Source organism: Cupriavidus sp. 2SB, assembly GCF_005503625.1.
Taxonomy (GTDB): domain Bacteria; phylum Pseudomonadota; class Gammaproteobacteria; order Burkholderiales; family Burkholderiaceae; genus Cupriavidus.
This window is the reverse complement of record NZ_SCMX01000045.1, coordinates 41673-56553: the sequence shown is the minus strand read 5'-3', so window position 1 is coordinate 56553 and position 14881 is coordinate 41673. Positions and strand designations below refer to the sequence as shown.

Sequence of the window (14881 nt, the reverse complement as noted above, 5' to 3'; positions counted from 1 at the left end):
CCCACGAAGATCAGGCCGCGCATCTGCGCCGCCTCCATGTCCACCCAACACAGGATCAGGCGACCATGGCCCAAGTTCGCATCCTTCTCGCTAACGGGTTCGGGAGAGAATGCCGCAGGATTGTCGAGCGTGGCCCGGGCATCGTCCCAGTCGTGCACAACAATCCCGCCCGCGCTTGGCCGGTTATGCACATAGACCTTGCGTGTCACGCGATTGAACCGAATCAGGGTACGGCGCGTCGTGAAGTAGTCTATGCGGGCCAGTGGCAGCACAAGTTTCTTGAAGAACCATATGAGGCCAAACAGGATCAACGACATCCCTGTCAGCAGGACTATTCGCCCCGCAAGATTTAGCGATTCGTCTGCGTTGACCAACCCTTGGAAAGTGTCCGCAATCACGAGAACATACTGATAGGACAAAAAGCCGATCATTGCAGTTGGAATCAAACACACCGCAAATCCCAACATCCCGCGCTGCACCTCGAATTGCCCACATACTTCAAGATAGGTATCAGTACGCTTGAATACCGAGGCATTGGAAATCGGCCGTTCTGCAGCACGTTTGTCGTGAGCCATGCCATCAGTCATCGGCAGGGTGGGGTCAACCTCCGGAGACGTCTTCAAACCCCAGGCGATGGACTCTTCCATCAGCATGACTGTGCCCCCCGCGATATCGATCCCGCAACATGCCTACGTTCGTCCGCGTGCGTACCGGCTTCGGCTATCAGTGATTGCAGCGCCTGTTGGAACTCCAGCTCTTCTTCAGCCTGACTGGCGTAAGGTCTTCCGGGCAAATCGGCATACCGCCTTCGTCCCGGCAGATTGCGATACGCGACGGGCTGCATGCAGAATCTGCAACGCATCAGCCACACGTTCATGCGGCCTTGCTCCGCCGTGACAGTCAGCGCAAGTTCGATGACTTGGTACAGGATCAGCACCCAGCCCACAACCCCGACGACAAGCTCAGCGCCAGCCCGCACCGCGATGCCTCCCAGAATCGAGGCCGGCAACCGTCTTGCAGCAAACGTCTTCAAGAGCGTTCCCATACCAGCCATCCAGTTCCCAGCAACGTTCTTGCCGATAACATGGCCCACGCGCTCCAACAATGGGCCGCTGTACAGCACGCCCACAAAAACCGAACCCGCGGCGGCCATGCTGTTCAGCACGCCTTTCACAAACAATGCTCCAGCAACGCTTATGCGATCGTCGCCAAGAGCGACGTAGGACCCACCAAACGCCTGCACCGCCATCACCCCCGCTGCGAATCCCCCCAGTACCCCACTCGCCAGCGAAAGATGACTCACCCACGGCGAGCCATTGCGCACGATCTTGACCAGATGTCCGGCCGAGATTGCAACCGCCCCTGAGGTTGCAGTCATGGCTGCATAGAGTTCCCAACGCTGGCGGGAGCTTTCGGTCTTGCCGTCGAACGCTTTCCATTTCAACGCAAGATTCCAGGCTTCAACCAGTCCAAGCGCGGTGCCGAGGCGCAAAGACGCGAAATTGGCATTTCGTTTGTCGGCGGCTGCCGCCCTCAGCTTGTCGAGCAGCCGTTTTGCCTCATCGGTATGCACGCCGACCTTCGATCCGTATGCGGCGTCGAACGTGCCGATCACCATGTCGGCCATCCCCTGCATGAAGTCTTTTGCGCCGCCACGCAGGTAAAGCAGAAATGCATAGAACTTGGTCACCGCACCGCTCGCGGGTTGCAGCGCCGACTGTCCAATCGTCGAGTAGAACTGGGCACCCAACACGAACTTTGCGGCAACGCCACCCATACCGTGCGGCGGCATTGCTTCATCGGCTGCCACGGCGATCGCAGAGGCCTTGTCAAAGGTGCCTGCGATACTCGACACCATGGATTGGAGAGTCGTCGTATGGATATCCCGATGGCCCTGCAAATGGCTTGCGACCCTCCTGAACTCCTCGATGGCAGCCCGTTGGTTAAACAGGAACTGACGGTTGATCAGGTTGCTGGGTCGAACCTCCATATCCGTGGCCCACGCTTTCAGCAGCGCCTGTCCGCCTTTGGATAGCCCCAGACCATAGGTACACAGCGAAACCTGATATTCGAACAGCACGCCACAGCGTTCATCGTTCGTGCCATACCATTCCAGCGCCTCCAATAGCGCAGCGCAGGTCAGCCATGGCTTGAGTTCGGTGAAGTGGCGCTCGGCCTCCTCGAACGCGGACATGAGTTGATCATTGACCCGATCGACAAACTTAAGGCGGGCCGCCTCGTCGTAGTATTGCTCGTAGATCGACCACGCTTCCGCCTGTTGACGCTGCGCCCACTTCTCGGGATCTCGCTTCCATTCTGCGTACTCGGGGTTGGCAACTGCGACACCGAATTGCGGAACGGTAGCCAGGCCACGCGGCGGCAGCCCCGCCTGCGCAATGACAAGCTTCTTGAGCCCTTCGATCCGGAACGAAGTCTGCAACTCCCATTCACGTGGCTTGATAATCCTCTCTACATCCTCCTCGACCGCGCGCATCGAGCGGTTCAGCTCTTGCGTGATGCCGATGGGGTCCCACAGCACGATGGCGGGCGATTTCGTTTCTTCCAGCCTTTGGAGCAGGTTTGTGAGGCGCTGGCCGTGAGCATCGAAGTCGGGCGTGTAACCCCCCGGGCCACCCATCAGTGGATACAGTTGACGCGAAATGTGATGCTGTCCGATCTGGCGCGGATCTTTCGCGTCGATTTCCCCGACACCGTCCTTGTTCAGCTTGAACTCAGCCACCCATTGGGTCAGTTCGTTTGCCTGCAGTGTGTGGGCTTGCCCTCTCCCCGCCTTGGGAGACAGGGTCTGCATGCCGAGCCTGTCCTTGGCCCGCTGGTCGAGCATGGCCGCCGGCACGATATCGGGCGAAAACAGCATGTGGATGGCCGAAACTTCCTCGATCCTGTCGATCGAGACGAGAGAGGCGCCTACGCCGTCGGTAGCCAGGTCGCACGTAAATGGCACCTGCACCGGGGGCGGGTAGCCGATCGGGAACTGCGCCAGCATGCCGCCCGGGGTGACGGCGTAGCCCTGCCATTGCGGACCACGCTTTCGTTCGACCAGCACGTACAGGTAGCCTTCACGCAGCAGGCGTACGGCGTAGCGCGACGCGCCCAACGCCTTGTCCGTGACGTTCGCGCCCAGTGTCGACGCCAGGTCAGGCCATTGGCTGGCCGGCGCATTGCACACCACGGCATAGCGCAGGGGCAGGAATGTGTACCCCTTGGGCTTGCAGAATCGGCAATTTTTTCTCCCGCCCATCTGACCGGGGAGTACCGATACTTCTATGAGTTTGGAGATCTCTTCTGGAGCGGTCTGTCTATCCACCCCACTCCCCATCGCGTTTTTCTCGTTGACCCCACTCGCCATGCTGCGCGCTCCGTTCTCGCTATGACTGAATACTCGGCTTGGCTCATCTGCCAGCACCTGCGTGCGCACGCTACGCCCAATTCAATCGACTGAGAACGGCCTATCCGCCGCGTTAACAGCGGACGATCAAAGAAACTGCAAAATCAATTTCCTGCTATGGATGGAAGCTGTGGGTCATCACGCGCCGCCTATCCTCTTCGACTCCTTACCATCGCCGTGATTGCCGCCGATACGCCCACCACCAGTGCAGTGGTCAGCAGCGGATGTCGTGCCGTGGTCGTGTACGCGCAGCGTTGCATTGCGCGGCTGTTGCCGGTGCGTTCTATCAGCGTGTTGCCGGCATCGTGCAGAGCGTTGTTTTCGATGGGGCCGGCTGGTTCGCGGGTCTGTTGGGCGCGGCCCATGAAGCGGCTCATGAATCGGTCGAAGGCATGTGGCGCGTGATACGCGGCGGCGGAGAACGCCTTGGCGGATGCGCCGACGAACATGTCGCGGCGTGGGTGTTCGGCGACGAAGAGGATGGCTTCCGCCACCAGTGAGGGGTCGTAGAGCGGTGGGGCCTGGCGGGGTTCCACGTGCAGGAAGTTCTTGGCGTGAGTCACCAGCGGCGTGTTCAGTCCGGCCGACTTGATCAACGTGATCGAGATCGGCGCCTTTTCCTGCTCCAGTTCCAGCCGCAGGGTATCGGTGAAGCCCTTGATCGCATGCTGCGAGGCCGCGTACGCGCTTTGCAGTGGCAGCGGCCCATCGCATGCCTCGCTGCCCATGTTGATGATGGTGCCGCCAAAATCCCGTCCGAATTCGCATCGCTGGTCACGCAGGTGGCTGGCGGCCACCAGCGAACCGTGGACCACGCCCCAGTAGTTGGTTTCGAACAACCGTCGCTGGTCCTCCAGCGGCACATCGCCGTGCCGCCCGAAGATCGTCACGCCCGCATTGTTGATCCACGTATCGAATCCCCCAAAGCGTTCGACAGCCATGTTCGCCACCCGGACCATATCTTCCTGCCGGCCCACATCGGCGGTGACGGTGATGACCTCGGTGCCGCGCTCGCGCAGTTCCTCGGCAAGTTTGTGCAGCGCCTCCTCGCTACGCGCCACCAGCACGAGCTTTGCGCCTTTCTCGGCGGCCTGGCGTGCCGTGACGAGTCCCACACCGCTGGTGGCGCCGGTCAGGACGATGACCTGCGAGCCGATCTTCTTGAGGGGTTTCATCATGTCTTTCATCGATAGGCCCGGCACGGGGAGCTGGATAGCGCGCGAGATTCCGGGTGAGTCCGGCGCGCCGTGCAAATACTTCTCTCTTCCGCAAGTCCCATTCCCGCGCACGCGCCGCCACGCATCGATGTGCAGCGCAGCATCGGCGTGGACATTTTTACAATGGCGCGTAAGGCCGATGAGCGATGTAGGACGTCTTCCGCTTTCGCGCGCAGCGTGTGCTGCATAAGCTGGAACGATCCCCGACCTGTCGGACGCATCCATGGCCAAGACAACCGCCGCACCCGCCGAAACAGACGCCCCGCTCGGGAAATACCACCGCAAACGCGATTTCGCCGCCACACCGGAACCCAGTGGCAAGACAGCTGGCAAGACGATCGCGCGCCGCAAGACCGCCGCGCTCTCGTTCGTGATCCAGAAGCACGCCGCGCGGCGGTTGCACTACGATTTCCGGCTCGAACTCGATGGCACCCTCAAAAGCTGGGCCGTACCCAAGGGGCCGAGCTACGATCCCGCCGACAAGCGCATGGCAGTGCACGTGGAAGACCATCCGCTCGACTACGGCGGTTTCGAAGGTGTGATTCCCGCAGGCCACTATGGCGCCGGCACCGTCATCGTCTGGGACCGTGGCGTGTGGATTCCCGACAATGATCCGGAGACGGCCTATCGCGAAGGCAAGCTCAAGTTCGCATTACGCGGAGAAAAGCTGCAGGGACACTGGACGCTCGTGCGCATGGGCGGCAAGCGTGCGCGCGATGACAATGCATGGCTGCTGATCAAGGAGCGCGACGAATTCGCGCGGCCTGCATCGGAATTCGATGTGGTGGAGGCACTGCCGGACAGCGTACTTGGCGGCACGGCATCGAAAGCCAAGACCGCATCAAAAAAAGCAACGAGGAAGACAACGAAGCAAGCGGGAAAAGCCACCCCTATCGCCCTGCCCGACGGCGCGAAGAAAGCCAAGCTACCGCTTGCACTGTCTCCCCAGTTGGCTACGCTCGTCGACAAGGCCCCTGCCGACAGCGCGAACTGGCAATACGAGATCAAGTTCGACGGCTACCGCATCCTGGCGCGCGTGGATGGCGATGACGTGCGGCTCTTCACGCGTCAGGGACACGACTGGACATCGAAGCTGCGCAGTCTCGCGGCCGAGATTCGCGATATCGGCTTGCCCGATGGCTGGCTCGATGGCGAGATCGTCGTGGTCGATGCACACGGCATCACCGATTTCCAGGCGCTGCAGAATGCGTTCGAGACCGCGCACGTCGATCAGATTCAGTTCTACGCCTTCGACCTGCCCTACTACGATGGCCATGATTTGCGCGCGGTGCCGCTCGCGAATCGACGTGCGCTGCTCGCCAGCCTGATGGCCGATCGCACGTCGCAGCGCGTGCGTTTCAGCGACAGCTTCGAGGCCGACCCCGGCGAGATGCTACAGGCCGCGTGTCGCATGAAGCTCGAAGGCGTGATCGGCAAACGTGTGGATGCGCCCTATGTCAGCACGCGGGCGAACTCGTGGATCAAGCTCAAATGCACCCATCGCCAGGAGTTCGTGATCGGCGGATTTACCGACCCCAAGGGCAGCCGAAGCGGGCTGGGCTCGCTGCTGCTGGGTGTGCATGACGCACAGGGCAAGTTGCGATATGCGGGCAATGTCGGCACCGGATTCGATACCGCCACACTCGACAGATTGCGCAAGCAACTCGAGGCGCTGACCACGGACACCGCGCCCTTCGATCCACTGCCACGCGGCGTCAAGGGACATTGGGTCAAGCCAAAGCTCGTGGCCGAAGTCTCGTTCGGTGCGTGGACGCGCGAGGGTCGTGTCCGGCATTCGGTATTCCATGGCCTGCGCAGCGACAAGGCTGCAGGCAGCATCACCGTAGAAACACCAGCGGCGCCAGCGAAAAAGGTCGCAACCAAGACACGCATGGCAGCGAAGAAAGCCGCCACAAAGACATCCGCCCCCCGTGGCAAGACCGTTGTTGCCGATGTCGTCGTCAGCCATGCCGACCGCGTCATCGACAAATCCACCGGACTGACCAAGGGCGATCTCGTGGATTACTACGCGCGTGCCGCCGCATTGATGCTGCCCTACCTGAAGGCAAGGCCGCTGGCGCTAGTGCGCGCACCGTCGGGCATCGACGGGCAGCAGTTCTTCCAGCGGCACGGCGATACGCTTCACATCACGGGCATGAAGGCGCTCGACCCTGACCTCTGGCCCGGCCATCCTGCGCTGATCGAAGTCACCAGCGAAGCGGCGATTGTCGAGGCCGCGCAAATGAACGTGATCGAGTTTCACACGTGGAATGCCACATCCCGCGCGATCGACAAGCCCAACCAGGTGGTGTTCGACATCGATCCGGGCGAAGGCGTGAAATGGCCGCAGATCCAGGAAGCCGCCGGCCTGGTCAGGGCGTTGCTCGAGGCGCTGGAACTGGAAAGCTTTCTCAAGACCAGTGGCGGCAAGGGCCTGCATGTGGTGGTGCCACTGGCGCCACGCGCCGATTGGGAGACTGTGCGTGACTTCGCGCAGGACGCCGTGATCCATATGGCGCGGACGATTCCCGATCGATTCGTCGCCAAAAGTGGCCCGCGCAATCGCGTTGGCAAGATTTTCATCGATTACCTGCGCAATGGTGTCGGGGCTACCACCGCTGCCGCATTTTCCGCGCGGGCGCGTCCCGGGCTCGGCGTGTCCATTCCGGTCAGCTGGGACGAGCTTGCAGAACTGACGAGTGCGGCGCACTGGACCATCGCCAATGTCGGCGCCCGGCTCCAGGAACTGTCGCGGCACGACCCCTGGGCCGGGTTCGCCACCTCGCGCCAGACGCTCACGCGCGCCCGCAAACGACTCGCCGGCGGCTGAACGGATGCATGGGACGCCGCGCTGTCGGCGTCCGTCTGTCAGCGGTCTTGTGACGGCGCGGCACGGTTCTTGCCACTGTGGACCCAAAACGTTGCCCCGAGGGCATCCGCAGCAAGGCAAACAACAATGAGACAAGACCCCGATCCGTGGTTTTCAAGTGAGTTCTGGCAGCGCGCCATCCTCTGCATTCTGACGCTGGCGCTGGCCTATCTGCTGTCTTCGCCGTTCGACGCGGGCGCGGCCTCTGTGCGCCCCGCCCCGGCGTATCGCTAAAAGCAGCCAGTTCGACACCCGAAAACACGCGAGTCAAAAATACAAAGCATATGGGCAGCAAAAAGGTAAAAAATACAATTCAGGATGTGGCGACGCCACCCGCGACGGCTATCCGTGCAGGCGACGTGACGTGTCATGCCCTGGAGAGGTCGAATCGCGACATCACGATTGCGGCATTCCCTGCCGCCAGCCAGCCATGAATGCCACGCCGAACCAGCAACCGACGCGCCGCCCGCTGATCCTCAATGTCGAGGGTCGCGAAGGGCCACGCTACGTCAAGAGCCGCATCCTGAACCGGGCGGAGTTCTCGGTACTCGAGGCATCGAACGGCCAATCCGCCCTGGCACTGGTGCGCCAGCACACGCCGGACCTCGTGCTGCTTTCGGGCCAGCTTCCCGATATCGACGGCCTCGACGTCTGCCGCCTGATCAAGGACGATCCGCTGACCGCGCGGACCATGGTGCTGCTGACCACAGCGGGCGTCACCGACTCCCATCGCCGCGTGCAGGCGCTCAATGGCGGCGCGGACAGCCTGCTGGTGGAACCACTGGAACCCGAGGAACTGGTCTCGAATATCAATGCGTTGCTGCGCATGCGCGGCGCCGAGGATGCGTTTCAGCGCACGTCGCAGGCCCTTCACGAGAACGAGGATCTGTTCCGGCAACTGGCCGAGTCACTGGCCGATGTGGTGTGGATTCTGGAACCCCGAAGCCAGCGCTTCCTGTTCATCAGCCCTTCGTTCGAATCACTGTGGGGCCGCCCTGCCGATGCGCTCAAGCAGAACGCCACGGAATGGCTGCACTGGCTGGCGCCGGAAGACCGTGTGCGCATGGAAGTGGAGTGGGAGAGCATGTTGCGCGACGGCCGGCTCGATACAGAGTTTCAGCTCGAACGTCCCAATGGCGAGATACGCGAGGTGCATATGCGCGCGTTTCCGGTACGCGGTGCCGATGGCCGCTGCCTGCGCGTGGCCGGTATCTGCCAGGACGTTACGCGCCACAAACGCGCGGAACGCGCGCTGCATAACGAGGAGCGTCGCAAGGACGAATTCCTCGCCATGCTCGCGCACGAACTGCGCAATCCGCTGGCGCCGATGCGCAGCGCAGTGGATTTGCTGCAGCAACTCACACCGTCGCGCGAGGACATGTTCCGCGCGCGGGACATCATCGGCCGGCAACTGCATCACATGACGCGGCTGGTGGATGAACTGCTCGACATCTCGCGCTTCAACCAGGGCCAGATCACGCTGCGGCGCGACCTTGTTGAATTGCGCGGCGCGCTGAACACCGCCGTTGAGACCGTGCGGCCGCTGCTGGAAACGCGCCGCCACGCGCTGCGGCTGTCGCTGCCCGAGCAGCCGCTGCCCATTCGCGGCGACATGGTGCGGCTGACGCAGATCTTCGCCAACCTGCTGCACAATGCCGCCAAGTACACCGCCGAGGGCGGACAGCTTTCCGTGGAGGCCTCGGTCGCGGAGGGCAAGGTGTACGTGCGCGTACGCGACAACGGCAATGGGTTATCCACGGCGCTGCAACGCCACCTGTTCGATCCGCTGGCCGCAGCCGTCGGCGGCGGCGAGTCGGATGGCGCGGCCGCCCACATCGGCGAGCACGATGACCGTCCGAACACCAACGCCACATTGCCAGCCACACCACCGACCGACCCCGACAACTTTGCCGCACGCGAAGGTGCCGGCATCGGCCTGACGCTGGTGCAAAAGCTGGTCACACTGCACGGTGGCCGCATCACGGCGGAAAGCCCCGGTGCTGGCAAGGGCAGCACCTTTACCGTGGAGTTGCCAGTGGAGCCGTGGCAGAACTGGCATCCGTCTGCCGGCAAGGCGCGCGCCGTGCCAGGCGCGCCGCATACCATCATGCTCGTGGACGACAACGTCGATGCGCTGGAAGCCATGACGATGACGCTCGAAACGCTGGGCCATACCGTAGTGACCGCGCCGGATGGCCAGAGCGCCATCGATCGCGCGGCCAGCGTGCGGCCCGACGTGGTGCTGCTGGACCTGGGCATGCCCACGATGGATGGCTTTGAAACCGCGCGAAGGCTGCGCGAGATTCCCGAACTTCGCAATGCGCGGCTGGTGGCACTGACGGGCTTCGGCCAGCCCGACGATCGCCGCCGCACCCGCGATGCTGGCTTCGACATGCATCTGGTGAAGCCCGCCGATCTCAACGCGTTGACCCGTTTGCTCGACGAACTGGACGCCTGATCCATCGCGTCCCGGACAAGGAACCCCATGCGCATGCATATCACGCCCGAACCCGACATCGTGCCGCCCAAGCCCGAAACCCCGCCACCCGAGCCACCCGATACCACGCCGGAGCCCATCAACGATCCGCCTCCAGGGGACATGCCGCCACCCCCGCCGCAGCGCGCATAGCCGGAGCGCAACGTGTCACGCGTGATCTGGAAAGGGGCCATCAGCTTCGGGCTGGTCAACATCCCCGTCTCACTGAAGGCCGCATCCCGCTCGAATACGCTCGACCTCGACATGCTCGACAAGCGCGACATGGCGCCCGTGGGCTATCAGCGCATCAACAAGCACACCGGCAAGGTCATCGAGAACACGCAGATCGTCAAAGGCTACGCGTACGAGAAGGATGAATACGTCGTGCTCAGTGACGAGGATTTCCGCCAGGCCAATGTCGAGGCCACGCAAACGGTGGATATCGTGTCGTTCGTCGATGCCGGCGCGATCCCGCCCTACTACTTCGAGACGCCCTACTATCTCGAACCCGACAAGCGCGGCGAGCGCGGCTATGCGCTCCTGCACGAGACCATGCGCAAGACCGGCCGCGCGGCCATAGCGCTCGTTGTGCTGCGCAACCGGCAGCATCTGGCGGCACTGTTGCCGCTAGGCAAGGCACTGGTGCTGAACACAATGCGGTTCGCCGACGAGGTGCTCCCCATCGAGGACCTGAAATTGCCCGCCGCCAGGAAACACGCGGCGAGCGCGCGCGAAGTGCAGATGGCCACCAAGCTCGTGGAAGACATGAGCGAAGACTGGAAGCCGGAACAGTTCCACGACACCTATCGCGAAGACTTGCTCGCAGTCATCCACGCCAAGATCAAGGCCGGCAAGACCCACCTGCTGACACCGGCTGGCGACGACACGCCGACGCCGTCCAAGGGCGCCAAGGTCATCGACATGATGGCGCTGCTCAAGCAGAGCATTGGGCAACGCGACAAGGCACCCGCAAGGAAATCGGCGCGGAAGGCTGTGGCGAAGAAAGCAGCAACGAAGAAAGCGGCGACGAAGGGAGCAGCGACGAAGGAGACCGCGAAACCTGGTGCCAGGAAAAAAACCGCGACAGCGAAGAAATCAAAGACAGCGAAGACCGCGACGCGAAAGAAAGCGGCCTGATTCCAGCCTGCGCCGCCCCAAAGAAAAAGAGCCGCGACACGTGGGAGAGTCGCGGCTCAGCGCAGGGCGGCCTGAGCCGCCGCGCATCATCAATCGTTCAGGTACGTCTGCTACGTCAGCTCCTTAGCGCGACGACACCTTGAGGTGATCCTTCACGGAATCCACGCCTTCCACCGAACGCACGGCGTCCAGCGCGAGTTCATGCTCGGCCTTCGTCGGCACCGAGCCCGTGAGATTCACCACGCGATCCTTCGTCTTGACGTGAATGCCCGTCGACTTCAGATCCTTCGTGGCCAGCAGCTTCGACTTGATCTTCGTGGTCAGCGCGCTGTCCGTCACGACCTGCTTCGCATTGTCCGCGCCGTTCTCCACCTTGTTTTCCATCTTCGCGCCAGTGGTTGCAGCGGGCATCTTCTCCTTGTCGCCGTCGATACGGCCCGGCGTAGCAGCACCTGTGTACGCAGGCGTCTGCGTGGCCGTGGTGTTGCCGGTGGAGTCGGCCACCTTCATGAAGCCGCCGTTATCGAGCGCATGCGCGCCGCCCGCAGCAAATGCGGCAGCGGTAGCCAGCAAGATCGAAGCGATACGAACAGTGCGAGTGGTCGGTGCGTTTTTCATGGTGATATCTCCTTGTTAGCGTTTGAATCGCAATGAATCAAGGTCTGTGAAACAAGATCAGTCACCGGGCGCCGCGTCCTTCCTCACATCACACTGTATGAAGCCGTGGACCCGATAGCGTTACTGACCATCCTGCCCACTGTTCTGCAAATCCCGTTCCACATCTGGCGCCATCGGCCGCAAACCCTTGGCCCATCAAAGTTGCGATGCTGTGCGCGAAGCGGTGCTGGCGCCGCCTGCGGAGCGCTCGCACGCGCATTGTGTGAAAACCATGCATGGCTTGTAAAAGCGGGAAAGGCGGTGTCTCGTATCCGCTACCTGTATGTCCGACAGATGGCATCCGTCGCACTTTGTCAGATGGCATGCCGATTGCTGAATACCATCGCGGCAGCCTCGCCGCGATCTTCCGGAGAAAGCAATGGGACAGCAGCAAGGTAGCCAGTCGGGCCAACCGGGCCAACAGTCGGGACAGCAAGGCCAGAAGCAGCAGGAACAACAGCAATCCGGCCAAGGTGGACAGCAAGGCGGCCAGGACCAGCAACGCCAGCAAGGCGGCGGCCAGATGGGAAATCAGGACAAGCGCTCCGGCCAGCCCCAACAGGACGCAGGCCAGAAGCAAGGGCAACAGGGCCAGCAGGACAAGAATCGCCAGCAGTAACGCGATAGCGGCTTCAAGCCATCGCTTTCCGGATCTCGCAGTGACATCTCCACGGTTGTCACACCCCGCCTTAGGTCAAGACGGGGATCCTTGAAGCGAGATCCTGCGCCGGAGCATCTGAGAGGATGCTTCGGCGTCTTGGTTTTGGGGGGCACCCTGCCGATGGGGGTCATGCCCCCTACTGTGGGAGGATTTTCAAGAAAGCGAGGAGGCGTTCACGCCCTCAAACCAATCGTCCTGACACCGCAGCAATCGTCTTCCGCCAGACCTCGCGCTGTTGCGTCAGGTAGGTCACAGCTCCCGCGCCAGTGAGGCCAAGCGGTTCAGCGCCATCCTGTGACAGGCGTTGGCGCAGCGACGATGTTTTCAGCAAGCGGGCGAGTCGGAGTTCAAGCGTGGCGCGGCGCGCGGACGATACCGTGGGTGCGGCCAGTAAGCCGTACCACGCGTCCTGCCACATGCTTTGCATGCCGGACTCGGCGAAGGTGGGGACAGAGGGTGCCAGCGGGCTGCGCGTGCGGCCGGTGACGGCGAGTGCGCGGACGCGACCCTGACGCATCAGGGGGAGCGATGCTTGCAACGTACTGAACAGCAGCGCCACGTGCCCGCCTTGCAGGTCGATCAATGCGCGGGCGCTGCCGGGATACGGAACGTGCGACATCGTGACGCCGGCCTCGCGACACATCTGTTCGGCCACGAGGTGCGCGCTGGAATGCACGCCCAACGATGCATAGGCGATTTCGCCGGGGCGGCGGCGGGCTTCGTCGAGTTGGAAAGCGAGGGCTGCGCGACGGTCTTCCGCGCGCGAACGGGTGCCGTCGCCGGCCATCAGCAATACGTGGGGTGTGCTGGCGACGATGGCCAGCGGATGCAGCGATGCGACCATCGCATCGGATGCACCGGGCAGCAATGGCGCGATGCTCACCGAGCCTACCGTGCCGAGCAGCAGCGTTTCGCGTGTGGCGTCGGCGCGGGCCGCTTCGTGCATGGCGATCTGTCCGGCGGCACCGGGCCGGTTGTCGACGATCGTTGGTGCACCATCGCCAGTGAGTCCATCCGCGACGATGCGCGCGATGTGGTCGGCCCCGCCGCCTGCGGCATAGCCGACAAGCAGGTGCATGACATCAGCGGCAAGACTCGGATGCCAGGGGCGTGCAAACGGCAGCGACAGCAGCGCTGCGGTCACGCGCCTGCGGGAAAGCACGAACATGAGGCGGGGACGCGAATCGAAAGGCTGGCCGCATCGTAGCACCAGCCGCCCGCGCCCGCCGTGCGGACAAACCCACCTGCCCTATGTCTTGCGCCCTGCTACGGCTGCGGCGGTCGGCAGGTGGCTCCAGCCGAATTTGCGGACGGATTCGTGTCGAACACCGCCTGCGCACCGCATTGCGAACCGAACATGCGCGCCTGGTCGTGCCCCACGCCCACCACTTCGAATGTCTTGTGCGCGGTAATCGGTGCCGCGCCTGCCAGGAACTTCTCGTAGCGCCAGTAGGCGCGTGCGCGCTGCAGTCGGGTTGGTCCTTCGGCCTCGGCGCCGCACGCCTTGTCGAGCACGCGATGGTTCGGGTCATTGTCCTCGCTGCCCGCCATGTACGTCACCTGCCGCTGCATGTAGCGCCGATACAGCGTCATGCCATCGGCACCCTTTGCGTACGCCACCATGTCGCCCATGCCGTAGCGGTACTTGTCATAGTCGGCACAGACCGCCGTGCTGTAGGGCGCAAAGCGTTTGTAGTCCGGCGCCACCGGCCGATCCGGCGTGAAGTAGAGGTACGACGATGGATTGGCCACCACGTAGCGCAGGTCGATGCCCGTACCGCGCACTTTTTCATCCACGTTATTGAGCACCGCATAGCGATGCACGATCTGCGCGCCGCCCGAGTGGCCGGCCACCGTCACCTTTTTCACCAGCGGCACGCGCTTGCGGTCGGTCACAAAGGCCAGCAGATCGTCGAGCACCTGCAGCGAACTGGTGCCCTTGCCCGGACCCGACACCGCATCTTCCCCGCCGATCCACCCCTGCACGGTCCAGACCGGCATGTTGTCGAAGTGCTTCGCGGTATCGGGCGTGCCCGGAAAATTCGGCGCGATCAGCAGCACCTCGTCGGCGTTGCGGCCGCTGGTTTTCAGCAGTTCCGCACCGGCTGCGTAGTAGTCGTCGCCATTGCGCTGCAGCCCGTGCTGCACCAGTATCACCTCGCGAATCCGGCTCAGATCGCCGTCGAGCCGATGATTGGCGTAGACCGGGAAGTCATAACCCGCGCCCGCCCCCAGGTGTACGCGCTGCCATGACGGTTTGGAAGCCTTGCTGGCCATCGCGGGACCATCGACCGTTGGCGACGGCGACGTAGCGCAACCGGATAACGCAGCGATGGTACTGATGGCGATGGCTACCGCAGCGAGGCGGACGTGGGATGGCATGGCGTCTCCTTGATGTTCTGTTCACGCATCCTGCGCGCGATGGCGGCGCCCGCCATCCGGCAAAACGCCAATA

The 14881-nt window shown here is 62.8% G+C and carries 11 protein-coding genes and 1 pseudogene; 6 read left to right on the top strand and 6 right to left on the bottom strand.

What is annotated here, in order from left to right:
• The 3 genes and pseudogenes from FFS21_RS20085 to FFS21_RS20075 form a co-directional block, all read right to left on the bottom strand.
• Positions 1 to 653, bottom strand: a pseudogene (locus tag FFS21_RS20085) (hypothetical protein); the annotation flags it as partial.
• Complete coding sequence (locus tag FFS21_RS20080; RefSeq protein WP_137926543.1) at positions 647 to 3370, bottom strand: T6SS effector BTH_I2691 family protein; 2724 nt, start codon at positions 3368 to 3370, stop codon at positions 647 to 649. The gene FFS21_RS20080 and the pseudogene FFS21_RS20085, both read right to left, overlap by 7 nt.
• A 188-nt stretch (positions 3371 to 3558) precedes the next feature.
• Positions 3559 to 4584 (bottom strand): SDR family oxidoreductase, encoded by a 1026-nt coding sequence (locus tag FFS21_RS20075; protein ID WP_137926547.1) that lies wholly within the window; start codon positions 4582 to 4584, stop codon positions 3559 to 3561.
• 265 nt (positions 4585 to 4849) lie between these two features.
• Here FFS21_RS20075 and ligD point away from each other — a divergent pair, with 265 nt between their 5' ends.
• From ligD to ku, 5 genes are all read left to right on the top strand, one after another.
• Positions 4850 to 7456, top strand: a complete 2607-nt coding sequence (ligD, locus tag FFS21_RS20070; RefSeq protein WP_137926542.1) for a DNA ligase D — start codon at positions 4850 to 4852, stop codon at positions 7454 to 7456.
• Between the two features lie 126 nt (positions 7457 to 7582).
• Positions 7583 to 7729, top strand: a complete 147-nt coding sequence (locus FFS21_RS32075; RefSeq protein ID WP_160474048.1) for a hypothetical protein — start codon at positions 7583 to 7585, stop codon at positions 7727 to 7729.
• A 196-nt stretch (positions 7730 to 7925) separates the two neighbouring features.
• Positions 7926 to 9953: a hybrid sensor histidine kinase/response regulator gene (locus FFS21_RS20065; RefSeq protein WP_137926541.1), complete on the top strand. Its 2028-nt coding sequence runs from the start codon at positions 7926 to 7928 to the stop codon at positions 9951 to 9953.
• A gap of 27 nt (positions 9954 to 9980) precedes the next feature.
• Positions 9981 to 10124: a hypothetical protein gene (locus tag FFS21_RS32070; protein WP_171020451.1), complete on the top strand. Its 144-nt coding sequence runs from the start codon at positions 9981 to 9983 to the stop codon at positions 10122 to 10124.
• Between the two features lie 12 nt (positions 10125 to 10136).
• Positions 10137 to 11108 (top strand): non-homologous end joining protein Ku, encoded by a 972-nt coding sequence (gene ku / locus FFS21_RS20060; RefSeq protein WP_137926540.1) that lies wholly within the window; start codon positions 10137 to 10139, stop codon positions 11106 to 11108.
• A gap of 123 nt (positions 11109 to 11231) precedes the next feature.
• Here the strand turns inward: ku and FFS21_RS20055 are convergent, their stop codons facing one another.
• Positions 11232 to 11726: a BON domain-containing protein gene (locus FFS21_RS20055; RefSeq protein WP_137926539.1), complete on the bottom strand. Its 495-nt coding sequence runs from the start codon at positions 11724 to 11726 to the stop codon at positions 11232 to 11234.
• 418 nt (positions 11727 to 12144) lie between these two features.
• On the opposite strand from FFS21_RS20055, the gene FFS21_RS20050 reads away from it, so the two are divergent.
• On the top strand, positions 12145 to 12384 hold the full coding sequence (locus FFS21_RS20050) for a hypothetical protein (RefSeq protein ID WP_137926538.1): 240 nt from the start codon (positions 12145 to 12147) through the stop codon (positions 12382 to 12384).
• 223 nt (positions 12385 to 12607) lie between these two features.
• Here the strand turns inward: FFS21_RS20050 and FFS21_RS20045 are convergent, their stop codons facing one another.
• Positions 12608 to 13594, bottom strand: coding sequence for a Bug family tripartite tricarboxylate transporter substrate binding protein (locus tag FFS21_RS20045; protein WP_137926537.1), 987 nt, complete (start codon positions 13592 to 13594; stop codon positions 12608 to 12610).
• Between the two features lie 98 nt (positions 13595 to 13692).
• Positions 13693 to 14808: a hypothetical protein gene (locus FFS21_RS20040; protein ID WP_137926536.1), complete on the bottom strand. Its 1116-nt coding sequence runs from the start codon at positions 14806 to 14808 to the stop codon at positions 13693 to 13695.
• Positions 14809 to 14881: the final 73 nt, after the last annotated feature.